General features: G+C 71.9%; 14 protein-coding genes. 5 read left to right on the top strand and 9 right to left on the bottom strand.

Annotation, left to right across the window (positions count from 1 at the left end):
- The 9 genes from BIV25_RS44095 to BIV25_RS44055 form a co-directional block, all read right to left on the bottom strand.
- On the bottom strand, nucleotides 1-454 hold a 454-nt coding region (locus BIV25_RS44095), incomplete at its 3' end, for a radical SAM protein (protein ID WP_143076815.1).
- 33 nt (nucleotides 455-487) lie between these two features.
- Nucleotides 488-1,387: a menaquinone biosynthetic enzyme MqnA/MqnD family protein gene (locus BIV25_RS44090; RefSeq protein WP_071378232.1), complete on the bottom strand. Its 900-nt coding sequence runs from the start codon at nucleotides 1,385-1,387 to the stop codon at nucleotides 488-490.
- 52 nt (nucleotides 1,388-1,439) lie between these two features.
- Nucleotides 1,440-2,201 carry a thioesterase II family protein gene (locus BIV25_RS44085; RefSeq protein WP_071378231.1) on the bottom strand — a complete coding sequence of 254 codons (762 nt, stop codon included), beginning with the start codon at nucleotides 2,199-2,201 and terminating at the stop codon, nucleotides 1,440-1,442.
- A 67-nt stretch (nucleotides 2,202-2,268) separates the two neighbouring features.
- On the bottom strand, nucleotides 2,269-2,568 hold the full coding sequence (locus BIV25_RS44080; RefSeq protein ID WP_071378230.1) for a ferredoxin: 300 nt from the start codon (nucleotides 2,566-2,568) through the stop codon (nucleotides 2,269-2,271).
- A gap of 150 nt (nucleotides 2,569-2,718) precedes the next feature.
- Nucleotides 2,719-3,882 (bottom strand): aminofutalosine synthase MqnE, encoded by a 1,164-nt coding sequence (mqnE, locus tag BIV25_RS44075; RefSeq protein ID WP_071378229.1) that lies wholly within the window; start codon nucleotides 3,880-3,882, stop codon nucleotides 2,719-2,721.
- Nucleotides 3,883-4,335: 453 nt separating this feature from the next.
- The gene (locus tag BIV25_RS44070; protein ID WP_177235641.1) at nucleotides 4,336-4,986 is read right to left on the bottom strand and encodes a VC0807 family protein; all 651 of its coding nucleotides are present in this window, start codon (nucleotides 4,984-4,986) and stop codon (nucleotides 4,336-4,338) included.
- 155 nt (nucleotides 4,987-5,141) lie between these two features.
- Nucleotides 5,142-5,762 (bottom strand): TetR/AcrR family transcriptional regulator, encoded by a 621-nt coding sequence (locus BIV25_RS48735; protein ID WP_079177283.1) that lies wholly within the window; start codon nucleotides 5,760-5,762, stop codon nucleotides 5,142-5,144.
- 84 nt (nucleotides 5,763-5,846) lie between these two features.
- Nucleotides 5,847-6,842: a Gfo/Idh/MocA family protein gene (locus BIV25_RS44060; protein ID WP_071378226.1), complete on the bottom strand. Its 996-nt coding sequence runs from the start codon at nucleotides 6,840-6,842 to the stop codon at nucleotides 5,847-5,849.
- On the bottom strand, nucleotides 6,839-8,212 hold the full coding sequence (locus tag BIV25_RS44055; RefSeq protein WP_071378235.1) for an NDP-hexose 2,3-dehydratase family protein: 1,374 nt from the start codon (nucleotides 8,210-8,212) through the stop codon (nucleotides 6,839-6,841). Before BIV25_RS44055 ends, BIV25_RS44060 begins: the two co-directional genes overlap by 4 nt.
- A gap of 328 nt (nucleotides 8,213-8,540) precedes the next feature.
- Between BIV25_RS44055 and BIV25_RS44050 the strand changes: the two genes are divergently transcribed.
- The 5 genes from BIV25_RS44050 to BIV25_RS44030 all read left to right on the top strand — a co-directional run bounded on the left by BIV25_RS44050 (nucleotide 8,541) and on the right by BIV25_RS44030 (nucleotide 26,030).
- Nucleotides 8,541-10,292 (top strand): thiamine pyrophosphate-binding protein, encoded by a 1,752-nt coding sequence (locus tag BIV25_RS44050; protein WP_071378234.1) that lies wholly within the window; start codon nucleotides 8,541-8,543, stop codon nucleotides 10,290-10,292.
- On the top strand, nucleotides 10,264-10,917 hold the full coding sequence (locus BIV25_RS44045) for a hypothetical protein (RefSeq protein WP_071378225.1): 654 nt from the start codon (nucleotides 10,264-10,266) through the stop codon (nucleotides 10,915-10,917). Before BIV25_RS44050 ends, BIV25_RS44045 begins: the two co-directional genes overlap by 29 nt.
- Nucleotides 10,914-11,912, top strand: coding sequence for a 3-oxoacyl-ACP synthase III family protein (locus BIV25_RS44040; RefSeq protein WP_071378224.1), 999 nt, complete (start codon nucleotides 10,914-10,916; stop codon nucleotides 11,910-11,912). Before BIV25_RS44045 ends, BIV25_RS44040 begins: the two co-directional genes overlap by 4 nt.
- A 56-nt stretch (nucleotides 11,913-11,968) precedes the next feature.
- Entirely contained in the window at nucleotides 11,969-13,270 is a 1,302-nt protein-coding gene (locus BIV25_RS44035; RefSeq protein ID WP_071378223.1) for an aspartate aminotransferase family protein, read from the top strand.
- A 316-nt stretch (nucleotides 13,271-13,586) separates the two neighbouring features.
- The gene (locus BIV25_RS44030) at nucleotides 13,587-26,030 is read left to right on the top strand and encodes a type I polyketide synthase (RefSeq protein ID WP_071378222.1); all 12,444 of its coding nucleotides are present in this window, start codon (nucleotides 13,587-13,589) and stop codon (nucleotides 26,028-26,030) included.
- The last annotated feature ends 16 nt before the right edge of the window (nucleotides 26,031-26,046 follow it).

Here is a 26,046-nt window from a genome sequence, read left to right as displayed (position 1 = left end):
CGGACGCGCCGAGGGAGTGGATGACGAGCTGCGGGTAGGCGTCCTTGATGGCCTTGAAGTGCTTCTCGTAGTACTCGACGCCGTAGTCCGGGTGGTGGCCGCCCTGGAACATGATCTGGGTGCCGCCCAGCTCGACGGTCTCCGCGCAGCGGCGCAGGATGTCGTCCAGGTCGCGGGTCCAGCCCTTGTCGGTGTCCTTGGGAGCCGCGTAGAAGGCGCAGAACCTGCACGCCGTGACGCACACGTTCGTGTAGTTGATGTTCCGCTCGATGATGTACGTCGCGATGTGCTCGTTTCCGGCGTACTTGCGGCGGCGTACGGCGTCGGCGGCGGCGCCCAGCGCGTGCAGCGGGGCGTCCCGGTAGAGGACGAGAGCCTCCTCCGGGGTGATGCGTCCGCCGTCGGCGGCTCGGTCGAGGACGGACTGGAGTGGGGACTGCGAGGGTCGGGACATGATGGCCGGGCCTTTCCGGTGGCGTGGGACGAATCAGGGGGCGGAGGGTTCCAACAGCCGTACGGCGACGTCGGGCGGGAAGCCCTCGGGGCCGCCGCCGACCCGGCGCGCGAACTCGGTGATGCCGGCGAGCTGCGCCGCGCCGAGGCTGAAGTCGAGGGCCGTGGTGTAGTAGCGCTGGAGCGTCGCGGCGTCGAACTCCTCCCACTGCGAGGCCTGTTCGCAGACCTTCGCCACCTCCGCCAGGGACAGGTCGCGCGAGGCCAGCAGATCGGCGTGGACCTGGCGCACCAACTCCGGTTCGCGGGCCAGGAAGTCACGGCGCGCGGCGAACACGGCGAACACGAAGGGCAGCCCCGTCCAGTCCTTCCACATGCGGCCCAGGTCGTGTACGTGCAGCCCCATCCGGGGAGCCTCGTACAGGGCCGCGCGCAGTGCGGCGTCGCCGATGATCACGGCCGCCTTGGCCTCGGACATCATGGTGCGCAGGTCGGGCGGGCACCCGAAGTACCGGGGGTTCACCCCGACGCGCTCGGCGAGCAGCAGCTGCGCCAGCCGTACCGAGGTACGGCTGGTCGAACCCAGCGCCACCGGCTGCCCGTCCAGTTCCTCCAGCGGCACCTGGCTGACGATCAGGCAGGACATGACGTCTCCGTCGCTGCCGACCGCGATGTCCGGCAGGGCGACCAGGTCGTCCGCGTGCCGCAGGAACTCCAGCAGGCTGATCGGCCCCATGTCGAGCTCGCCGGCGGCGAGTGCGTCGTTCAGGCCGTCCGGCGTGTCGGTGCGCAGGTCCATGTCGAGGAGGGAGCCGGTGCGCGCCAGCCCCCAGAACAGCGGAAGGCAGTTCAGGAACTGGATGTGACCCACGCGGGGTCGGCGCCGGCGCACGGGCGCCGGCTGTGCTGTGTCGGGGGCGAGTTGCTCGGTCACGGTGCACGACTCCCGGAACGGGTCGAGGGGAGGAAGGACTTGGGGTGCGCGGTCAGACGGTGCGGACCGGTGCGGTGAAGTGGTCACGGAGTACGGCCAGCACCTCGGCCGGCCGCTCCGAGAGGAAGAAGTGCCCGCCGGAGAAGACCCGCAGGTCGTACTCGGACTCGGTGTGCTCGCTCCAGGCGCGGGCTTCCTCCAGCGACGTCCGCGGGTCGGCGTCGCCGGTGAGGACGGTCACGGGGCAGCGCACCGTCGCCCCGGGCGTGCTGCGGTATGTCTCGACGGCCCGGTAGTCGCTGCGGATCGCGGGCAGCACCATGCGCAGCAGCTCCTCGTCCTGGAGGACCTGGGCGTCGGTGCCGGCCAGGGCGCGCAGTTCGGCGATCACCCCGTCGTCGTCGAGCGTGTGCACATGCTCGTCCCGGACCCGGGACGGGGCGCGGCGCCCGGAGGCGAACAGCCGGACGGGGCCCGACCCGGTGCGCTCCATGCGGCGCGTCACCTCGAAGGCCACCACCGCGCCCATGCTGTGCCCGAAGAAGGTCACCGGCCGGTCGTCGTCCCAGTCCGCGAGGGCCGCGCTCACCTGGTCGGCGAGCTCGGCCACCGAGGCGGGCCCGGGTTCGTGCCGGCGGTCCTGGCGGCCGGGGTACTGGATCGCGGCGACCTCGACGCCCGGGCTGAGCGCGGCGGCGACCGGCAGGTAGAAGCTGGCCGAGCCGCCCGCGTGCGGGAAGCAGACCAGCCGCTCGGCCGCCTCGGGCGAGGGCCGGAACCTGCGGATCCACAGGTTGTCGGTGGTGGAACTCATCGGGCGTGTGGGTCCTTCCCAGGTGTCGAGGTGATCGGGCCCGGCGGCCGCCGGAGAGACGGCGGACTCAGTCGTCCGCCTCGGGGCCGTACACCTCGACCTGATCGGAGACGCGGCGTACGTGGATGCAGTCGCCGGGGCACTTCTTGACCGAGTCGACGACGTCGGTGAGCAGCTCCAGCGGGACCCGGGTCGTCGCACCCGGCTCCTGGAGCAGCTCGTCCTGCTCGCTCTTGACGTAGGCGAGCCCGTCGATGTCGAGCTCGAACACCTCGGGCGCGTACTCGGCGCAGATTCCGTCGCCGGTGCACAGGCCCTGGTCGATCCAGACTTCCAGGTCCTCGTCTTGGGTCGTCTGCGGGGACATAAACACCTGCCTGGCAGTGTCGTCATGGTGTGCGCGCGGTGCGCGCACAGCCGCCCGGGACCGGGCGGAGCGCGCACCGCGCACACAAGGGGAGAGTCGTGCACGCCGTACACGAGGGGGGAGTCCGGCCGCGGTGGCCGGCCCCGGGGGTCAGACGCGCATCGGCTGCGGCGACTCGCGCCGGGCCGGGTCGGGACCGTCGTACTCGCGGATGATCTCGTAGCGCGTGTTGCGCTCGACCGGGCGGAAGCCCGCGTCGCGGATGAGGTCGAGCAGGTCCTCGCGGGTCAGCTTGTTCGGGGTGCCGTAGTTGTCGGCGTCGTGCGTGATCTTGTACTCGACGACCGAGCCGTCCATGTCGTCGGCGCCGTGCTGGAGGGCGAGCTGGGCGGTCTGCACGCCGTGCATCACCCAGAAGACCTTGACGTGCGGGACGTTGTCGAAGAGCAGCCGGGAGACCGCGAAGGTCTTGAGGGCCTCCGCGCCGGTCGCCATGGTGGTGCGCGCCTGGAGGCGGTTGCGCACCTTGCCGTCCTTCATGTCCACGAAGTCGTGCTGGTAGCGCAGCGGGATGAAGACCTGGAACCCGCCGGTCTCGTCCTGGAGTTCGCGCAGCCGCAGCACGTGGTCGACCCGGTGCCGGCGCTCCTCGATGTGGCCGTAGAGCATGGTGGACGGGGTCTTCAGCCCCTTCCCGTGCGCCAGCCGGTGGATGCGGGACCAGTCCTCCCAGTGGGTGCGGTGGTCCACGATGTGCTGACGGACCTCCCAGTCGAAGATCTCCGCGCCGCCGCCGGTCAGGGACTCCAGACCGGCGTCGATCAGCTCGTCGAGGATCTCGGAGGCGGTGAGACCGGAGATCGTCTCGAAGTGGTGGATCTCCGTCGCGGTGAACGCCTTCAGACCGACGTTGGGCAGCGCCTTCTTCAACTCCCGCAGTGAGCGCGGGTAGTAGCGCCACGGCAGGTTCGGGTGCAGACCGTTGACGATGTGCAGCTCCGACAGGTGCTCGTTCTCCATCGCCTTGGCCAGCCGGACGGCCTCCTCGATGCGCATCGTGTACGCGTCCTGCTCACCCGGCTTGCGCTGGAACGAGCAGTACGCGCACGACGCGGTGCAGACGTTCGTCATGTTGAGGTGCCGGTTGACGTTGAAATGGACCACGTCACCGTTCTTGCGGGTACGCACCTCGTGTGCCAGACCGCCCAGCCAGGCCAGGTCGTCCGACTCGTACAGGGCGATGCCGTCCTCACGGGACAGCCGCTCACCGGAGAGGACCTTCTCCTCCAGCTCGCGCTTGAGCCCAGCGTCCATGGCCGGGAACCTCCTCGTTCAGTGCCTGGCGGCACACGTAGTGACTGTGCGCATGTGGCGTGATCCGACGCGTCGACGGGCCCCTGGACGCCGCTTTCGCGACATCCCGCGGAACCGGCCGTTCCGCCCGGAGACGGTCGGGCGGAACGGAGCGGATCCGCACCACACGGACATCGCGGCGAACCGGCCGGCCGGGACGGCCCGTGGCACCGGCCAACGATCCGGACACCACGGGTCCCGGCCGGGCGGCGGGTACCGACGCCGCGTCCGGTGGGGCCCTCCCATCCTTGCGGAGGGCAGTGTGGGGAAAACCCCACATCCGCAACGGCTTTGCCGGAGGCATCCTGTGCCACACCGCGGCCGGACCGCGCAGTGGCCGGCGGTCACGGCATACGGAAGTGACCGGGCCGTCGTCGGCCCGGTCACGGTCGTCTCGTCAGCGTGTGGGGGGTGTCAGTCGCTCGTGGCGCCTTGCGGGGACACCGGCGCGGAGGCGGGGCCGGCCGGGCTGCGGGCACCCATGACCTTGGACAGCGTGCGGGTGCGGTGGAGCACGACCTGCGTGATCACCTGGAGGAGGATCCACGACACCGCGTACAGCGCGCCGTCGAGCGCGGGCACCGTGTCGACGGGCAGGGTGTAGGCCATGATGAGCCGGAGCAGCGCGTCGCACAGCAGGCCGACGCCCCACAGCACGGTCAGGCCGCGCCACACGCGACGGAACGAGGCGTCGGACTCCCACGTCCGTTCCAGTTGTTCGCTTCTCCCGGGCAGCAGGGAGCGCAGCGCCTGGTACGTGAAGGGGCGCGTGGTGCACAGGGTGACCAGCAGCCAGACTCCGGCCAGTCCGGTGAACAGGCCGTTGCGGGCGAGCGCGAGGCGTGGGTCCGCGGCCAACAGGGAAGCCACCGCGCTCACCACCAGGAGCGCGAGTGTGAATATCCCGATCGCGTCCAGCTTTCGATGGCGAATCGCGGAGTACAGGGTGTGCAGGGCGGGCGCGGATCCGCTGAGCAGCAGAGCGGTGATCTCACCCGCTCCCGCGCCGCGCATTATGTAATAGAGGCCGACGGGCAGCACGACGTCGCAGCCGACGGTGATCACGAAAGCCCAGGGTGAGGAAGAGTTTCCGGATGCGGTGGGGGGTGAAGCCGCGGAGGGTGACGCCGCGGGCGCCGAGGACTCAGAGCGTGGTGTGGGGGAGGTCATGAGGTGTGCTCCAGAGTGGTGGCCGTGCAGCTTTTCGGCCGAACTTGGTACTACACGGGCGTGGTGCAGCGGTCGAACACGACCGTCAGTTCGCGGGCGCACCGCTCCAGGTCCATCGCCGTGTGGGACAGGTGGCGGCACAGGACGGTGTCGATGGCGCCGCGGATGGCCAAGGCCATGGTGAGACAGTCGAAGTTGCCGAACTCCCCGGCGTCCCGGCCCTGTTCGAGGAGAACGATGAGCCGGTCCACGGACATGATGGCGCGTTCGATCCCCTCCAGACCGGTGATCTGCCGGTCCCTGACCATCCTGACGACCTCGGTGAGCGCCTGGGTGTGGATCGGATAGCGCTCGACGAAGTCGAAACTCGACGTGATGTACGCGTTCAGCTTGCCGCGGTACGTCCGCTCGTCGCCCATGCGTGAGTCCGCTATGTTTTCGGCCTTTTCGATGATGGCGCGGGCGACTTCCGCGAAAAGCTCGGGCTTTCCGGAGAAATGGTACGAGATCATCCCCGTGCTGCTGAGTTCGGCCTGTTGCGAGATCTTACTGAAGGATGCCTTCGGGTATCCGGATGCGGCGAGTGTTTCGATCGCCGCCTGAACTATCTGCGCCCGCCGTGCATTCTGTGTGAATGTTCGGGCCTGCTCGTTGACTGTCCTGGCCATCATGGTTTCAGGTTAGCCGGATCGTGATCGTGTTTTTCCTAAAGTGCGGAAGTCCGTTGCCTTTCGGACAGACGTCACGGCGTCCGCTCAGCGCACCGGAATCCGCCGGGCCGTCGTACGGACGGCGTCCACGAGCTCCATCATGGCGATCGAGTCCGCGTGCTGTCCGGCGGCACCGCCGCCCGCGCGCACGGCGCTCGCGAACTCCTGGAGCAGCAGCGCCAGTTGGTCGGCCGCAGGCAGCGTCCGCCGTTCCTCGCGGTCCTGCTCCTCGATGACGAGCAGCGGCTGGTGGGTGGCCGGCGGGGTGAACGCCCGGGTCACGGTCAGCCGTGCCCGATCGCCCCACATCGTGTACGTCGACGCGTAGGTGTGCTCGATGCCGAACGCCAGCTCGGCGAGCACCCCGGACGGCGAGGCGAGCAGCACCTGCCCCGACAGGTCGAGGCCGTCCGAGGCCCGGGTGCGCAGCGTCGCGCCGGCCACGTCGAGGTCCGGGCCGAGCTGCAGCACGGCCGCCCGCAGCGGGTACACGCCGACGTCGAGCAGCGCGCCGCCACCCAGCTCGGCGGCATAGCGGATGTCGTCCTCCGGCAGCGGCGGAATACAGAAGGCGGCACTGAAGGAGGCGAGCCGTCCCAGGCGGCCGCCGGCCACCAGCTCGCGCACTCCGGCGTGTTGCGGGTGGTGCAGGAACATGAAGTTCTCCCGCAGCGCCAGTCCGCGTTCCACGGCCAGCGCGCACAGGGCACGCGCCTCGGCGGCGTCGACGCCGACCGGCTTCTCCACCAGCACGTGCTTGCCCGCGCGCAGCGCCCGCTCGGCCCAGTGGCGGTGCAGGGACGTCGGGGCCGACACATACACCGCGTCCACGTCGGACCGCTCCAGCAGCGCCCCGGGGTCCTCCTCGGCCGCACAGCCGAAGTGCTCCGCGAAGCGGGCCGCCTTCTTCGGCGTGCGTCCGGCGACGGCCACCAGCTCCCACTCCGGCATCCGGGCCACCGTCGGCAGGACCCGCCGCCAGGCGATCGACGACGTACCGATCGCGCCGAGACGCAGCGGCCGTGCCGCCGGGGCGCTCACAGCGACCTCAGCGCGGCGATCAGCGTGCGCGCCTGGACGTTCATGTGGTGGCTGTAGCGCAGCAGTTCATCGACCTGGCGCAGTGACACCCAGCGGAACTCCTCCGATTCCAGCGGTGTCTCGTCCTCGGCCTCGACGATCACGTAGTGGCTCTGGGCGGCGAGGAACCGCCCGCCCTCCTCCGACAGCAGCACGTCGTACACGGCCTTGTCGCGCCGGTCCAGCAGTTCGTCCAGGTACGGCGGCCACGACTCACGGGGCAGATGGGTGTAGTTCTCCACGGTGCACTGGACCGTCGGGCCCAGTTCGACCACCGACAGGAACCCGGCCTCGGCACGTGCCCGCAGCAGCACATGCGGCACACCCTCGATCCGGCGCACGAACAGGGCCGCGATCCCCGTCCCGTGCGGTTCGACGAGCGGCTGCGACCACGCGGCCACTTCCCGGCGGCCCGATACGACGTCCACCGCCACCACGCTGAAGTGGCGTCCGTCCGCGCGGGACACGGTGTCCGGGTCGCGGCGCCAGCCCTCGGTCTGTGCGAGTCCGATCGGCGTCACGCTCACCTCGTGCTCGGCCCGGCGTCGCGTGATCCAGCTGCGCACCTCGGTGTCCGAGTGCAGCGATCCGGTCACCGCGGCCGCGTCCGCCCGCCAGTCCGGCAGGCACGACAGCACCGTACGGGCGTCCATGTTCACGACGTTGTCCTGCCGCAGCAGCATGTTGACCTGGCGGAGCGTCAGCCACGCGAAGTCCTCACCCGCCTCCACCTGCGGACCCACCCGCACGATCATGTTCCGGTTCCTCTTGCCCAGGAACCACGACCCCTGCTCCGACTGCAGGACGTCGGCCACCACCGCGCCCGGCTCGGGACTGCGGAAACAGTCCAGGTACGCGACCGCCGAACCCCCGTGCACCCGCAGGTAGTTGCTCTTCGTGGCCTGGACGGTCGGCGACAGCTGCATCCCGTTCACGTTGCCCGGCTCCGACTTCGCCTGCATCAGCAGGTGGGGTATGCCGCCGAAGTCCCGCACGGCGATCCCCAGGATGCCGATCTCGGGCTGGTCGATGATCGGCTGGTCCCACGCCGTCACCGGCCCGAAGTCCGAGCGGACCCGCAGCCCGTGCACCGCGAAGAAGCGGCCGCTCGCGTGCCGCAGGTCGCCGGAGTCCCGCTCGAACCGCCAGCCGTCCAGCTCCGCGAACGGCACCCGCCGCACCCGCTGCGGCTGTGTGTGCCGCCGCTCCTCCAGCCATGCCGCGAGTTCCACGTCGCTCAGCGCACCACCGTCCACGGTCGCCGCGGAGACCGCCAGCGCCGCCAGGGTGTCGGCCTCCTCGCCGCGCGCCGGCGCGGTTGTCGGAGTCATCGGTTCGCCCTTCTCTCGATTCGGGAGTGCGGCCGTGCGCGTGAACAGCCGGCTCGCCCAGCGTGCCTGCTCGAATTCGAGCATTCGCCTAGACCGCCGCCCCTTGCGGCGGGCCCGTGCACTGGCTATGAGCGGCTGTCACGCCTCGGCCGCCGCGCCGCGTTCACCGCGGGCGGGGAACACTAGTGGAAGTTCCAGACCGCCCCGGAGCGGCGCGTTCGGTGGCCGGAAGCCGGGCTACGTTGTGGCCTTCCGACCCGGCCGGCTCCGCAGGAACATCCGCCGGAACACGAATGCGGGGACGCTCGTCGACCCCGAGGAGACGAAGATGCGAACTGGTCCGCCACGCGTCGCCGACTACATCATCTCTTCCCTGGCGGCACGGGGAACCGACCATGTGTTCGGGGTCGGCGGCGCGAACATCGAGGACCTCTACGACGCCGCCCACCTCTCGGACGGAGCCGTCCGGGCGGTCGTCGCCAAACACGAGTTCTCCGCCGCCACCATGGCCGAGGGCTACCACCGCACGTCCGGCAGGCTCGGCGTCGCCATGGCGACCTCGGGGGCCGGCGCGATGAACCTGGTCCCGGGCCTCGCGGAGGCGTACGCCGCGCGCGTCCCGCTGCTGGCCCTGATCGGCCAGCCGCCCCGTCCGCTGGAGGGCCGCGGGGCCTTCCAGGACTCCAGCGGCCGGGCGGGCGCCTTCGACGCGGTCCACTTGTTCGCCCCGATCACCCGCTTCTGCGCCCGGGTCGACGCTCCGGGCGACACCGCCGCGCTGCTCGCCGAGGCGATCGCCGCCACCCGCGGACCGCACCGCGGACCGGCCGTCCTGCTGCTGCCCAAGGACGTCCAGCAGGCGCCCGCCGACGCACTCCCGTCCCTCGCCGACCTGCTGCCCCCTCAGCCGCAGGCCCCTGCGGCCGCGCACCGGGCGGCCGCGGCGGCACTGCTGGCCGAGGCGGTCACCGGCGGGGCCGACGTCCTGCTGATCGCCGGGGACGGCGTCGGACGCGCGGACGTCCGCGCGGAGGTCGCCGAACTCGCCCGCCGGCTGGGCGCGTCGGTGGCCGTGACACCGGAGGCCAAGGACGCCTTCGACAACCGTGATCCGCGCTTCGTGGGCGTGGCCGGCGCGATCGGGCACCCGTCGGTGCAACGCCACCTGGAGAAGGCGGCCGTGTGCGTGCTCGTGGGTACCCGACTGCCGGTCATGGCCCGCACCGGCCTCGAACCGGCCCTCCAGGACACGCCGTTGATCTGCTACGACCCCGAGCCGCCCTTCACCGGCCCGCACCGGGACGGCGTACCGGTCGTCCACGTGGACGGTGATCTGCGGACCGAACTGAGGGCCGTCCACGGCCTGCTCGGCGCACTGCCGCGGACCCCGCCGGGCCGCGAACGGCCGGGCGGCGGCCCGCAGTACCTGGCGGCACCGCGCCCCGACACCCCCGGCGTGCGGCTCACCGACGCGGTCCGGGCCATCGAGTCCGCGCTCCCCGACGACGCCACCGTGGTGTCCGACGCCGGGAACGCCAGCTCCGCGGTCATCCACCACCTGACCGTGCCCCGGCACGGCAACTTCGTCCTCGCCCTCGGCATGGGCGGCATGGGACACAGCTTCGGCGCCGGCATCGGCGCGGCGTTCGCCACCGGACGGCGCACCTACGTCGTCTCCGGCGACGGGGGTTTCTACGCACACGGCATGGAGGTGCACACCGCCGTCGAACACGACGTGCCGGTCACCTTCGTCGTCTTCAACAACAACGCCCACGGGATGTGCGTGACCCGGGAGCGGCTGCTCTTCGAGGCCGACTACTCGTACAACACGTTCAAGCCCGCCGACATCGCGGCCGGTGCGCGGGCCATGTTCCCCTCGCTCCCGGCCGTCACGGCGACCACGGCCGACGAACTGCGCCGCGCCCTGCTCACGACGAACGACCACACCGGCCCGGCACTGGTCTGCGTGGAGTCCGACCCGGACGAGATGCCCCCGTTCGTGCCGTTCCTCCGTCTGATCGACGACCGCCCCACCTCCGCAGGAGCACACCATGACGACCGCGTCACACCAGTTGGCTGACATCCCCGGCCTCGTCCGGTGCGAGACGAGCAGCGTGCCCGAGCTCATCGCGCAGGCCACCGCCCGCACCCGGGCCGAGTACCCGCACGACGAGGTGTACGGGCAGTTCTGCACCATCCAGGAGTACATCGACTGTCCGCCCGAGGACGTCTTCGCCTACCTCAGCGACATCAACAGCCTGGACGAGTACTCGGTCAGCACACGGTCGTTCCGGCCCACCGGCACCGAGGGCCTCCACGTCGGCTGGGACACCCTCGCCGAGGACACCAGGATCTTCATGCGGCTGAAGACCAACCGCGAGGCGCTGACGCTCGACTACCACTGCGCCTGGGACCAGGGCGACGAACTCTGGATGATCTACCTGTTCCGGATCGTGCCCGCCGAGCAGGTGCTCGGCAAGCCGGGTTCCGTGGTCATCTGGACCAACTGCCACCACCCGAACTACGACAAGAACCCGTACCCCGAACTCTCCCCGGACCCGGAGCGGATCTGGGTGGGCGACCTGTGGCCGCTGTTCTACGCCGGCCACCGCATCGAACTGGACAACCTCAAGCGGATCCTGGAGTACCGCAGCAGCCGCGGCCTTCCGGTCTCGGTCGTCGCAACGCCGGAGGCGGGCGCATGATCCCGGTCAGCCTGGTCGACGTCGGCAGCTACCTGCCCGGGCACAGCGTCGGCACCGAGTTCTACAACGGTCAGGAAGCCCAGGACACCGAGGGCGCGATGTTCAGCCCGCCCGCCGCCCGGCGGCACGCCGCGCCGGACGAGAGCGCCACCGACATGGCGGTCGCGGCGGCCCTGCCGATGCTGGAACGCCGGCGCGAGCGGGGCGACGGCCCGGTGGACGTCGTCCTCACCAACGTCTCCCTCCCGGACCGGGCGTTCACCGGGGCGGGCGCCGACATCGTGGCCCGGCTGGGGCTGGACCCCGTACCCGAGTGGATCATCGATGTGCACAACAGCGGCTGCGCCGCCTTCGTGTACCTGATGAAGCTCGGCCGCGGCCTCATCGCCTCGGGCCAGGCCCGCACCGCCCTGATCTGCTGTGTGCAGAACACGGCCGGACAGCTCTTCGCCCGGCCGGAGCTCCGGGGCCGCAAGCACGCCCCGGTGCCCGGCGACGGCTGCGGCGTCGGATTCCTGACGGCGGGCGACGAGTCGCCGATCCTCGACGTGGTGACCCATCACGGCGTCGAGTACGCCAACGACATGACCCTCTCCGTGGACACCCGCAAGTACTGGGAACCCGGCGAGGGAGAGATCGACATCGGCTTCACCGACAGCAAGGTCAAGCAGATCGTCGCGCGCGGCAACCAGCTCGTCCCCCAGGTGACCCGGGAGCTGTGCGCACGCCTCGGCACCCCCACCACCGACATCGACCTGCTGGTCACCAACCAGCCGAACCGGATGTTCCTGCACAACTGGCGGGCGGACCTGGGCCTCAAGCCCGAACGCCACCCGGACACCTTCGACCGGTACGGCAACCTCTTCGGCGCGGGCATCCCCGTGACGCTCTCCCAGGCCCGCGACGACGGAAAGATCGACAAGGGCGATCTCGTCGTGCTGTCCGGCTTCGCGCACGCCGGTGACTTCGCCGCCGCGGCCGCCGTGCGCTGGTGACCCGGGCCCTTCGCCGTCCGCCCCGATTCCTACCCGCCATACCTGGAGTTGTGCCGATGACCGACACCGCACCGCAGACCCGCACCGGCGAGGAGCTGGCCGAGCTCGACCGCCGTCACCTGCTGCACCCCTGGACCCCGCACGGCATCGGCGACCGGCTGGTGCTGGTCGAGGGCCGGGGCTGCGAGGTCACCGACGCGTACGGGCGCACCTACCTCGACGGCCGCAGCGGGCAGTTCAACGCGACGCTCGGCTACCGCCACCCCCGCGTGCTCGCCACCATCGAGGAGCAGGCCGGCAAGCTGATGACGTACGCCCTGCTGGGCTCGTCGAACGAGCCCGCCGTCCTGCTCGCGGCCCGGCTGGCGCAGCTGCTCGGCGAACCCCTCGAACGCACCCTGTTCTGCAACTCCGGCTCGGAGGCCACCGAGGCGGCGATCCGGATCGTGCGGATGTATCACGCACTGCGCGGCGAGCCGCGGCGGACCACCGTGATCTCGCTCGCCGACGGCTACCACGGCACCACCGTCGCGGCCGCCGCGATGTCCGCCTCGCCGATCGCCTGGACGGGCTGCGGGCCGCTGCCCGAGGGGTTCGTCCAGATCGCCACACCCGGGTCCGCAGGAGACGCGCGGCCCGGCCCGGAGGCACTGGAGGAGGCCATCGTCGCGCAGGGCGCGGAGAACGTCGCCGCGTTCTTCGTGGAACCGGTCCTCGGGGTGGGCGGCATCCGCCCGCTGCCGGCCGGCTATCTGCGCGCCGTGCGGGAGATCTGCGACCGCCACGGGGTCCTGCTGGTCGTCGACGAGGTGACCACCGGACTCGGCCGCACCGGGGCGTGGTTCGCGCACCAGCGCGAGGACATCCGCCCCGACGTGATCACCACGGGCAAGGGACTGGCCGCCGGATACGTGCCGTTCGCCGCCGTCACCATGACGACGGCCGTCGCCGACGTGTTCGCCGGCGACCCGATGCTCGGCGGTCTGCGCCACGGGCACACGACCAGCGGGCACGCCCTCGGCGCCGCCGTCGCGCTGACCGTGCTGCAAACCATCGAGGAGGAGGGGCTGATCGACCACGCCGCCGCCATGGGCGAACGCCTCGGCGGGCAGCTGGCGGACCGCCTCAAGGGACTGGACGGAGTCAGCGACGTACGAGGCGTCGGCCTGCTCGCCGGTGTCGAGTTCGACTCCTTCGCCCGCGCCGCCCAGGTGTCCCAGGCCTGCCTCGGCGCCGGGGTCGTCGTACGCAGCGAGGGCCCGGTGCTCTCCGTCGCCCCGCCGCTCATCGTGACCGCGCCCCAGGTGGACCGGATCGTCGACGCGCTCCACGACGCCACGGTGGCCGCGGCCGGCTGAGCCCCGCGTCCGCTCCGGCAGGATGCCCCCCCGCTGCGTCGTGGGGGGCATCGGCGTTCCCGGCCGCCCCGGCGTTCCCGCCCGCGCCGCACGCCCTCACCCGGTGTCCACCCGAGCGGACACGCGGGCCGTCGGCCTGCCCAAACCCGGCCCACCGGCCAGGTGTTGGGCCCAGGCTCCGCCGGCGGCCCGGCACGGAAGACCGAGGCTAGAGATTCCCCTAGAGCGCCTGCCCGGATCACCGGAGGGCCCCGGGACGCGTGCGAATGTGTGAGCAACCCCCAGCCTCCCGCCCCCGGTATTTGGAGTGCCATCGATGAACGAGCCGGTGCCCACCGCCGTCCGGAACACCGTCCCGGGCCACGAGCCTGTGGCCGTGGTCGGCCTCGCGTGCCGGCTCCCGGGCGCCGACGATCCGGCCGCCTACTGGGAGTTGCTGACCGCGGGCCGCAGCGCCGTCACCGACACTCCCGAGGACCGGCGCGCGGGCGCACCCGCCGACGGCTGGCCCGCCCCGCACGGCGGCACCGCCCCCCTGCGCGGCGGCTACGTCAGCGCCCCCGCCGACTTCGACGCCGCGTTCTTCGGCATCTCGCCCCGCGAGGCCGACGCCACCGACCCGCAGGCCCGCCTCGCCCTCGAACTGGGCTGGGAGGCCCTGGAACACGCGTCGATCCCCGTCGCCGCCGCCCCGCGCACCACCGCGGTCTACCTCGGCGTCGACGTGTGCGACTACGCCGACGTCGTCCACGACGCCGGACAGGGCACCGGACACCACACCCTCACCGGCCTCAACCGCTCCCTCATCGCCAACCGGCTCTCCTACGCGCTCGGCGTCAGCGGCCCCAGCATGACCGTCGACAGCGCCCAGTCGTCCTCCCTGGTCGCCGTCCAGCTCGCCTGCGACAGCCTGCGGCACGGGGACTGCGACCTCGCCCTCGCCGGCGGAGTGCACCTCAACCTCAGCCCGCAGAGCTCCCTGGCCGCAGCCCAGTTCGGAGCCCTCTCCCCGGACGGCGCCTGCCACACCTTCGACGCCCGCGCCAACGGCTACGTCCGCGGCGAGGGCGGCGGCATCGTCGTACTGAAACTGCTCGCACACGCCCTCGCCGACGGCGACCGCGTCCACGCCGTGATCCGCGGCGGCGCCCTCAACAACGACGGCACCGGCACCAGCATCACCACTCCGGACGCCGACTCCCAGGCCGCCGTCCTGCGCGCCGCGTACCTGCGCGCCGGAACCGACCCGGCCGGCATCGGCTACGTCGAACTCCACGGCACCGGAACCCGCGTCGGCGACCCCGTCGAGGCCGCCGCCCTCGGCGCGGTGCTCGGCACCGCCGAAGGCCGGCACACCCCGCTGGCCGTCGGCTCCGTGAAGACCAACATCGGCCACCTCGAAGGCGCCGCCGGCATCGCCGGACTCCTCAAGACCGTCCTGTGCCTGTCCCATCGCCGGCTGGTGCCCAGCCTCCACCACGACGAGCCCAACCCCGCCATCGACCTCGACGGCCTCGGCCTGCGCGTCCAGCGCGAGACCACCGACTGGACACCCGCCGTGCCCGGCACCCCCCTGCGGGCCGGGGTCTCCTCCTTCGGCATGGGCGGCACCAACGCCCACCTCGTCCTCGAAGAAGCCCCCGCCACCGAACAGGCCCCACGGCAGCCGCGGACCGCCCCGGCCACCGTGCCCTGGCTGCTCTCCGCCGCCGCCCCCGGCGCCCTGCGCGCCCAGGCCGACGGCCTCGCCGCGCACGTCCGTGCCACCGACGCCGACCCCGTCGACACCGCCTGGTCCCTGCTGACGACCCGCACGCCCCTCGCCCACCGGTCCTTCGCCGTGGGCTCCGGCACCGCCGCGCTGCTCAGCGGCATCACCACCGCGGCCCCGTCCGGCCCGCTCGACGGCGACGTCCACCGGCCCGTGTTCGTCTTCCCCGGCCAGGGCAGCCAGTGGGCCGGCATGGCCGCCGAACTCCTCGCCTCCTCCCCGGTGTTCGCCGCGCGCCTCACCGAGTGCGGCACCGCGCTGGCCCCGCACGTCGACTGGGACCTCGCCGCCGTCCTGCGCGGCGACGCGGACGCCCCCCCGCTGGACCGCTCCGACGTCGTACAGCCCGTGCTGTGGGCCGTCATGGTGTCACTGGCCGCCCTGTGGCAGTCGCACGGCATCAGCCCCGCCGCCGTCGTCGGACACTCCCAGGGCGAGATCGCCGCCGCCTGCGTCGCCGGAGCCCTCGGTCTGGAGGACGCGGCCATGGTGGTCGCCCTGCGCAGCAAGATCCTCGTACCCCTCGAAGGCCGCAGCGGCATGGTCTCGCTCGCCCTTCCCGTGGACACCGCCCGCCGCTTCACCGCCCAGTGGGGCGACCGGGTCACCGTCGCCGCCCTCAACGGCCCCTCCTCCACCGTCGTTTCCGCCGACATCGAGACCGTCACCGACATCCTCGCCACCGCACAGCGCGAGAACGTCCGCGCCGGCCGCGTCGGAATCGACTACGCCTCCCACTCCCCGCACGTGGAACCCGTCCGCCAGGAGATGCTCGACCTCCTCGCCACGATCACCCCGCGCCGCCCCGAGGTGCCCTTCCTGTCCACCGTCACCGGGGACTGGATCGACAGCGCGGCCACCGACGCCCACTACTGGTACGACAACCTCCGCAACCCCGTCCTCCTGGAACCCGCCCTGCGCGCCCTGGCACAGGCGGGCCACGGCGCCTTCATCGAGGTCAGCCCGCACCCCGTACTCACCGCACCCGTACAGGAGACCGTCGAGACCGCGACCGGCCCCCGGCAGGCCGTCGTCACCGGGACCCTGCGCCGCGGCCAGGGCGGAGCCACCCGCTTCCAGACCTCCCTCGGCACCCTGTGGGCCCACGGCGCCGACGTCGACTGGACCCCCGTCTTCACCGGCCTCGCACCCCGGCGCACTGAACTGCCCACCTACGCCTTCCAGCGCCGACGCCACTGGATCACCACCACACCGGACCACACCCCGGCCATCACAACGGCCCCCGTCGAGAGCGCCCCGGCCACCCCCTCCGACGAGCCGACCAGCGGACTCGGCGACGCCGACGCACTGCGGCTCGTCCTCGAATCCACCGCCGTCGTCCTCGGCTACCCGGACCGGGCCCTCGTCGACGCGCAACGGACCTTCAAAGAACTCGGCATCGACTCCGTCACCGCCGTCGAACTGCGCGACCGGCTGAACTCCGTGGCCGGCCTCGCCCTCCCGGCGACCGCCGTCTACGAACACCCCACACCCGCACGGCTCGCCGAGAGCCTGCACACCTCCCCGTCGACCGACCTCGCCGTCCGCGACCACCGGCCCGCCGCCGACGAACCGATCGCGATCGTCTCCATGGGCTGCCGCTTCCCGGGCGGCGTCCGCGCCCCCGAAGACCTGTGGCGCCTGGTCCACGACGAGACCGACGCCGTCACCGCGTTCCCGACCGACCGCGGCTGGGACCTCGACGCCCTCTACGACGCCGACCCCGACCACACCGGCACCACGTACGTCCGCGAGGGCGGATTCCTGCACGACGCGGCCGAGTTCGACGCCGGGTTCTTCGGTATCTCGCCGCGTGAGGCGACCGCGATGGACCCGCAGCAGCGGCTGCTCCTGGAAACCACCTGGGAGACGATCGAACGGGCGGGACTGGACCCCCGCGCCCTGCACGCCACCGCCACCGGCGTCTTCGTCGGAGCCACCGCGCCCGAATACGGCCCCCGCCTCCACGAAGCGGACGAAGCCGTCGAGGGCCACGTCCTCACCGGCACGACGTCGAGCGTGGCGTCCGGGCGCATCGCGTACGCCCTGGGGCTGGAGGGTCCGGCGGTCACGGTCGACACGGCCTGCTCCTCGTCCCTGGTCGCCCTGCACCTGGCCGTGCGTGCCCTGCGCTCCGGTGAGTGCGGCCTCGCGGTGGCCGCCGGCGCCACCGTGATGTCCAGCCCCGGCATGTTCGTCGAGTTCAGCCGCCAGCGCGGCCTGGCCGCCGACGGCCGCTGCAAGCCCTTCGCGGCCGACGCCGACGGCACGGGCTGGGGCGAAGGCGTCGGCGTGCTGCTGCTGGAGCGGCTGTCGGACGCCGAGGCCCAGGGCCATCAGGTGCTGGCGGTGGTGCGGGGTTCGGCGCTGAACCAGGACGGTGCGTCGAACGGTCTGACGGCTCCCAACGGCCTGTCCCAGCAGCGGGTGATCCGTGCGGCGTTGGCCGATGCCGGTCTGTCGGCGGCCGATGTGGACGTGGTCGAGGCGCACGGTACGGGTACGAAGCTGGGTGACCCGATCGAGGCGCAGGCACTCCTGGCCACGTACGGGCAGGAGCACGAGGCCGACCGGCCGCTGTGGCTGGGATCGCTGAAGTCCAACATCGGGCACACCCAGGCCGCCGCCGGTGTGGCCGGTGTGATCAAGATGGTGCAGGCCATGCGACACGCCACCCTGCCGAAGTCCCTGCACGCCGAAACCCCGTCGCCGCTGGTCGACTGGTCCGAGGGCGCCGTGGAACTGCTGGCGCAGACACGGCCGTGGGAGGAGATCGGGAGCCGGCCGCGTCGGGCGGCGGTGTCCTCGTTCGGCATCAGCGGTACGAACGCCCACGTCATCCTGGAAGCCGCGGCCGAACCGGCCGTACCCGAGCTCGCCGACGCGGTCGCGGACGCGCCCGGCCGCGAACTCGCACTCCCTTGGCTCGTCTCCGCCCGCACTCCCGCCGCACTCGCGGAACAGGAGTCCCGGCTCGCGCAGTTCGCCGCCGAGCCCACCTCCCTCGCCGGGGTGGATGTGGCGTGGTCGTTGTGGCGGTCGCGGTCGGTGTTCGAGTGCCGGTCGGTGTTGGTGGCGGGTGAGGTGGTGTCGTCCGGTTCGGTGGTGGGCGGGGCTGTTTCGCCGGTGTTCGTGTTTCCGGGGCAGGGTGCGCAGTGGGTGGGGATGGCGGTGGAGCTGCTGGATTCCTCGCCGGTGTTCGCGGCTCGGTTCGCTGAGTGTGGGGCGGCGTTGGGTGAGTTTGTGGAGTGGTCGTTGGTGGATGTGGTGCGGGGGGTGGAGGGTGCGCCGGGGTTTGAGCGGGTGGATGTGGTGCAGCCGGTGTTGTGGGCGGTGATGGTGTCGCTTGCTGCTCTGTGGGAGTCGTATGGGGTGCGGCCTGCTGCGGTGGTGGGTCATTCGCAGGGTGAGATTGCTGCTGCGGTGGTGGCGGGTGCGTTGTCGTTGTCGGATGGTGCGCGGGTGGCGGCGTTGCGGTCGCGGGCGATCGTGGCGTTGGCGGGGCGTGGCGGGATGGTGTCGGTGGCGTTGGATGCCGTGGGTGCTGGGGAGCTGGCGGGGCGTTGGGCGGATCGCGTGTCCGTCGCTGCGGTGAACGGGCCGACGTCGACCGTGGTGTCCGGTGATGCGGATGCGCTGGACGAGCTCGTCGCCTTCGCCGAGGGGTCTGGTGTTCGTGTGCGGCGTATTGATGTGGATTATGCGTCGCATTCGGCTCATGTGGAGGCGATCGAGGCCGAGTTGGCGGAGGTGTTGGCGCCGGTTGTGGCGTCGGTGCCTTTGGTTCCGTTCTTCTCGACGGTGTCGGGGGAGTGGGTCGGGTCGGCGGGGACGGATGCGGGGTACTGGTACCGCAATCTGCGTCAGACGGTTCGTTTGGAGCCGGCGGTTCGGCGTCTGGTGGAGTCCGGGCACGGTGCGTTCCTGGAGATGAGTCCGCACCCCGTACTCACCGTGCCGGTCGCCGAGACGGTCGAGGCTGTTGGTTCGGATGCGGTGGTCGTCGGGTCTCTGCGCCGCGGTGAGGGGGGTCTGGAGCGGTTCTACGTGTCTATGGGTGAGGCCTGGACGCGTGGTGTCGCTGTCGACTGGGCGCCGGTGTTCGAGGGGTTGTCGCCGCGTCGGGTGGATCTGCCGACGTATGCCTTCCAGCGCAGCCACTACTGGCTGGACGTGCCCAAGGCCGAGGCCGTTGTGGATCCGGTGCAGGAGTGGTTCTGGCGGAGTGTCGAGGCGGGTGACGTGGCGGAGTTGGCGGGGACGCTCGGGGCTGTGGAGGGGCTGGAGAGTGTGGTTCCGGCTCTCGCCGCCTGGCGCACCGCACGCCGCGAACGGGGAGTGGTCGACGGATGGCGGCACCGTGTGGAATGGCGGCCGTTGCCCGGCACCGTCTCCGCCGCTGTCGAGGGAACCTGGCTGATCGTCGTCCCTGAGCCGATGGACGGCGGCGGGCTGGTTGCCGAGCTCCAGGCTGAATTCGAGGCCCGCGGTGCTCGGTCCGTCGTCGTTGCCGTCGACGCAGCCGGCCTGGACCGTGCGGCTTTCGGCGCTCTCCTCACCTCCGCCGACACACCCACTGAGACACTCGCCGACGGGTTCGCCGGCGTGCTGTCGCTCCTGGCGCTCGATGAGCGACCGCATCCGCGACAGCCGGCCGTACCGCTCGGTCTCGCCGGGACCCTCACGCTCGTACAGGCCCTCGGTGACACGGGAATCGACGCGCCCCTCTGGTGCGTGACCCAGGGTGCCGTGGCCGCTGGGAAGGACGACGGGCCGACGGCGCCCGCGCAGGCCGGCGTCTGGGGCATGGGCCGGACCGCGGCACTGGAGCACCCCAAGCGCTGGGGCGGACTGGTCGACCTCCCGGTGTCCGGGGTGTCCGGCGTCGTCGGCCAGCTGCTGGACGCCGTCACGGCGGGCACGGCGGAGGACCAGGTGGCGCTCCGGGACGGCACGACGTACGGTCGCCGGCTCGTCCACGCTCGTACCGGCGGCAAGCCGGCGCCGCGTGACTGGCGGCCGCGTGGCACCGTCCTCGTCACCGGAGGGGCCGGGGCGCTCGGCGCCCACGTCTCTCGCTGGCTGGCCATGCGCGGGGCCGAACACCTCGTCCTCACCAGTCGCCGTGGTGACGACTCCCACCTCGCCGAACTGCGGCAGGAACTCGCGCACCACGGCACCCGAATCACCGTCGCCGCCTGTGACACCGCGGACCGCGAGGCCCTCGCCGACCTGGTCAACGGCCTTGCCGCAGCCGGAACTCCGGTCCGGTCCGTGATCCACGCGGCAGGCGTGAGTGTCCTCGGTCCGATCACGGAGACCGATGTCGACGACCTCGCCGCCACCCTGTCCGGCAAGGTTCTCGGCGCCGCCCGCCTGGACGAGGTGCTGGACGCGGCCGAACTCGACGCCGTGGTCTACTTCTCGTCGATCTCGGGCACTTGGGGCGTCGCCGACCACGCCGCGTACGGCGCCGCCAACGCGATCCTGGACGCGGGCGCCGAACAACGCCGCGCCGCCGGTGCGCCGGTGCTCTCCGTGGCCTGGGGTCCCTGGGCCGGGGGCGGCATGATCGCCGAGTCCGTCCAGGACGGCCTGCGCCGCCGGGGCCTCCCCGTCATCGAGCCGGCCACCGCGATCACCGGGCTGCAGCAGGCCCTCGACCACGACGACACGGTCGTCGCGGTCGCCGACGTCGACTGGCGCCGGTTCGCCGAGGTGTTCACCTCCGTACGAGGAAGCGCCCTGCTGTCGGAACTGTCCGGCGCCCGCTCCGAGCCGAAGGACACGGCAGCCGACAGCTCCTCGGACGACGCGACCTCCGCCACGCTCCGCGAGCTGGCCGGCCTCGAACCCGCCCGGCGCACCACCGCACTGCGTACGCTGGTCGGCACCCACGTGGCCGCGACGCTGGGCCACACCGACGCGGAAGCGGTCAGTGTCGAGGCGGCGTTCAAGGAACTGGGCTTCGACTCCCTCACCGCGGTGGCACTGCGCGACCGTCTGCACCGTGCGACCGGCCTGAAGCTGCCCACCACCGTCGTCTTCGACCACCCCAGCATCTCCGCCCTCGCCGACTACGTCGACGAGCTCGCCTTCGGCGACCGGCGCGACGACGCACACCCTGCCCCGGCCGTCGTGCGCGCGGCCGGTGCTCCCACGGACGACGACATCGCCATCGTGTCGATGAGCTGCCGCTTCCCGGGCGGCGTCCGCACCCCGGAGGACCTGTGGCGCCTGGTCGCCGACGGCGTGGACGCCATCACCCCGCTGCCCACCGACCGCGGCTGGGACCTCGACGGCCTGTACGACCCCGACCCCGACCACCTCGGCACCAGCTACGTACGGGAGAGCGGATTCCTGCACGACGCGGCCGAGTTCGACGCCGGGTTCTTCGGTATCTCGCCGCGTGAGGCGACCGCGATGGACCCGCAGCAGCGACTGCTCCTGGAAACCACCTGGGAGACCCTGGAGCGCGCGGGTATCGGCCCCAAGTCGCTGCGCGGCAGCTCGACCGGCGTCTACATCGGCCTGACCGACCAGGAGTACGCCACCCAACTGCGAGCCGCGTCCGGCGAGAACGAGGGGTACCTCGCGACCGGAGCGGCAGCCAGTGTGGCGTCCGGTCGCATCGCGTACGCCCTGGGCCTGGAGGGTCCGGCGGTCACGGTCGACACGGCCTGCTCCTCGTCCCTGGTCGCCCTGCACCTGGCCGTGCGCGCCCTGCGCTCCGGTGAGTGCAGTCTGGCGGTGGCCGGCGGCGCCACCGTGATGTCGGGACCGGGGGCGTTCGTCGCCTTCAGCCGCCAGCGCGCCCTCGCCCCCGACGGCCGCTGCAAGCCCTTCGCCGCGGGCGCGGACGGATTCGCCCTGTCGGAGGGTGTGGGCGTGCTGCTGCTGGAGCGGCTGTCGGATGCTGTGGCGCAGGGGCATGAGGTGCTGGCGGTGGTGCGGGGTTCGGCGCTGAACCAGGACGGTGCGTCGAACGGTCTGACGGCTCCCAACGGCCTGTCCCAGCAGCGGGTGATCCGTGCGGCGTTGGCCGATGCCGGTCTGTCGGCGGCCGATGTGGACGTGGTCGAGGCGCACGGTACGGGTACGAAGCTGGGTGACCCGATCGAGGCGCAGGCACTCCTGGCCACGTACGGGCAGGAGCACGAGGCCGACCGGCCGCTGTGGCTCGGGTCGGTGAAGTCCAACATCGGTCATTCGCAGGCCGCTTCGGGCATGGCCGGGATCATCAAGATGGTGCAGGCCATGCGGCACGGCACCCTGCCGAAGTCCCTGCGCGGCGACCAGCCGTCGCCGCTGGTCGACTGGTCCGAGGGCGCGGTGGAGCTGCTGGCGGAGAATCGGGAGTGGGAGGAGAGCGAGGGCCGGCCGCGTCGGGCGGCGGTGTCGTCGTTCGGTATCAGCGGTACGAATGCCCACATCATCATCGAAGCACCGCAGCACGACACCGAGGACTCCCTGTCCCCTGAGCGAAACCCCGCGCACGACACGGCGGTCGTACCTCTCCTCACCTCCGCCCGCACGGAAGCGGCACTGGACGCCCAGGTCCGGCAACTCACCACCCGCCTGGAGTCCACCACGGCCGACGCGGTGGATGTGGCGTGGTCGTTGTGGCGGTCGCGGTCGGTGTTCGAGTGCCGGTCGGTGTTGGTGGCGGGTGAGGTGGTGTCGTCCGGTTCGGTGGTGGGCGGGGCTGTTTCGCCGGTGTTCGTGTTTCCGGGTCAGGGTGCGCAGTGGGTGGGGATGGCGGTCGAACTCCTGGACTCTTCACCGGTGTTCGCGGCTCGGTTCGCTGAGTGTGGGGCGGCGTTGGGTGAGTTTGTGGAGTGGTCGTTGGTGGATGTGGTGCGGGGGGTGGAGGGTGCGCCTGGGTTTGAGCGGGTGGATGTGGTGCAGCCGGTGTTGTGGGCGGTGATGGTGTCGCTTGCCGCGTTGTGGGAGTCGTTCGGGGTGCGGCCTGCTGCGGTGGTGGGTCATTCGCAGGGTGAGATTGCTGCTGCGGTGGTGGCGGGTGCGTTGTCGTTGTTGGATGGTGCGCGGGTGGTGGCGTTGCGGTCGCGGGCGATCGTGGCGTTGGCGGGGCGTGGTGGGATGGTGTCGGTGGCGTTGGATGCCGTGGGTGCTGGGGAGTTGGCGGGGCGTTGGGCGGGTCGGGTGTCGGTGGCCGCGGTGAACGGGCCGACGTCCACGGTCGTGTCCGGTGACGCGGACGCGCTGGACGAGCTTGTTGCGCATGCCGAGGAGTCCGGCGTTCGGGTGCGGCGGATCGATGTGGATTACGCGTCGCACTCGGCCCATGTGGAGGCGATCGAGGCCGAGTTGGCGGAGGTGTTGGCGCCGGTTGTGGCGTTGGTGCCTTTGGTTCCGTTCTTCTCGACGGTGTCGGGGGAGTGGGTCGGGTCGGCGGGGACGGATGCGGGGTACTGGTACCGCAATCTGCGTCAGACGGTTCGTTTGGAGTCTGCGGTTCGGCGTCTGGTGGAGTCCGGGCACGGTGCGTTCCTGGAGATGAGTCCGCATCCGGTGCTGACGGTGCCGGTCGCGGAGACCGTCGAGGCTGTTGGTTCGGAGGCGGTGGTCGTCGGGTCTCTGCGTCGCGGTGAGGGGGGTCTGGAGCGGTTCTATCTCTCCCTCGGGGAGGCGTGGGCGCGTGGTGTCGCCGTGGACTGGGCGCCGGTGTTCGAGGGGTTGTCGCCGCGGCGGGTGGATCTGCCGACGTATGCCTTCCAGCGCAGCCACTACTGGCTGGACGTGCCCAAGGCGGAGGCCGTTGTGGATCCGGTGCAGGAGTGGTTCTGGCGGAGTGTCGAGGCGGGTGACGTGGCGGAGTTGGCGGGGACGCTCGGGGCTGTGGAGGGGCTGGAGAGTGTGGTTCCGGCTCTCGCCGCCTGGCGCACCGCACGCCGCGAACGGAGCACGCTCGACAACTGGCGGTATCGCGTCGTGTGGCGGCCCTACGAGGCTTCCGCGAACGGGGTGCCCGGCGGTACCTGGCTGCTCGTCGTGCCCGAGGGCCGGACGGGGGACGACGTCACGGTCCGGACGCGCCGCGTCCTGGAGGATGCGGGGGCGAGCGTCGTACCCGTCGTCGTACCGGAGCATGCGGACCGGGCGGTCGTCGCCGAGCTCCTGGATGCCGCCGTGCGAACCGGGGACGCGCCGGCCGGTGTGCTGTCCCTGCTGGCCCTGGACGCGGAACCGGACAAGCGCAGCCCGGGTGTCACCACGGGAGTCCTCGGGTCCATGGCGCTGAGCCAGGCCCTCGCCGACAACGCGATCCACGCCGGACTGTGGTCGCTGACGCGCGGAGCCGTCGCCGTCGACGACGAGGAGGCGCCGAGCGACGGTCAGGCAGCCGCATGGGGTCTGCTCCGGGTGGCCGCGCTGGACGACCCCGAGCGGTCCGGCGGGCTGGTGGACCTTCCCGCGGACGGTGACATCGAGCTGCTGGCGCACCTGCCCGCGCTTCTCGCGGCGGGCGACGCGCCCGGTGGGGAGAGCGAGTTCGCGCTCCGGCCCGGAGCCGTGGGCGTGCGGGTGCGGCGCATGGTGCGCTCGCCGCTCGCGAGCGCGGCCGACGCCCCGGTGTGGACGCCGCGCGGCACCGTGCTCGTCACCGGAGGTACCGGCGCACTCGGCGCCCATGTGGCCAGGGACCTCGCCCGTGCGGGCGCGGAGCATCTGGTGCTGACCAGCCGACGCGGCCCCGAGGCACCTGGCGCGGGGGAGCTGGAAGCCGAACTGACCGGGCTCGGCTGCCGCGTGACCGTCGCCGCATGTGACGTCGCCGACCGCGAGGCACTTGCCGCGGTACTCGACGGCATTCCCGCCGAATCCCCCCTGACGGCGGTCGTCCACACCGCCGGTGCGGTGGACCAGGCGCGACCGCTCACGCAGATGGACGCCGACGAGGCCGTCGAGCTCATGCACGCCAAGGTCGTGGGCGCCGAGAATCTCCATGACCTGCTGGGCACATGCCCGTTGGACGCCTTCGTGCTGTTCTCGTCCGGAGCCGGCGTGTGGGGCAACGGCGGGCAGGGGCCGTACGCGGCGGCCAACGCCCACCTCGACGCGCTCGCCGAACGGCGCCGTGCCGCCGGCCTGCCCGCCACCTCGATCGCCTGGGGCGCCTGGGCCGGCGGCGGAATGGTCGATGCCGAGGTGGGCGAGCAGTTGTCGCGGCGCGGGGTGCCCGCGATGGAGCCGGCGCTCGCCGTGCGCGCCCTGCGCGAGTCGGTGGCGGCGCGGGAGACCGCGGTCGTCGTGGCGGACATCCGCTGGGACCGGTTCGTCCCCGCGTACTGCGCCCACGGGCACCGCCCGCTGATCGAGGAGATCCGGGACGTACAGGCCCTGCTGGCCGCCCAGGACGCGCAAGGCGCGGCCGGACACGCGGCGGACGCCACCGCGGGGGCTGCCGACAGGCTGCGCGGCGAGCTGGCCGCGCTGCCGTCGGCCAAGCGCAGGCGGAGGCTGACCGAGTTGGTCCGCACGCACGTCGGAGCGGTACTCGGTGCCGGAGCCGGTGACGCGGTCAAGCCCGGCCGGGCCTTCCGCGACATGGGCTTCGACTCCCTGACCGGCGTCGAACTGCGCAACCGGCTAGGCGCCGCACTGGGCACCAAACTCTCCGCGACGCTCGTGTTCGACTACCCGACACCGAAGGCGCTCGCCGACCACCTGGACGCGGAACTCTGGTCTACGGACGACGCGGACACCGCCCTCGCCCCAGGGCACACGGAGCGCGGCTCCCGGCTCGACCAGCTCGATCCCCGGCTCAAGGAGATCGAGGCGGCCTACCGCGCCACCCCGGATGCGACCGGCCGGACGGAACTCGCCGACGCGCTGCGGGGCCTGCTCGACTCCTGGGCGGCACCCGTCGACGAGCCCGCCCCCGCGGCCGTGGACGAGGAACTGGTCGACGCATCCGACCAGGACATGTTCGACCTGATCGACAAGGAACTCGGGATCTCCTGACGGACCCCCGACACGA

The organism is Streptomyces sp. MUSC 14 (genome assembly GCF_001866675.1).
GTDB lineage: Bacteria > Actinomycetota > Actinomycetes > Streptomycetales > Streptomycetaceae > Streptomyces.
The sequence above is the reverse complement of the archived record's forward strand: the minus strand, read 5'-3'. Positions and strand labels throughout refer to the sequence as shown.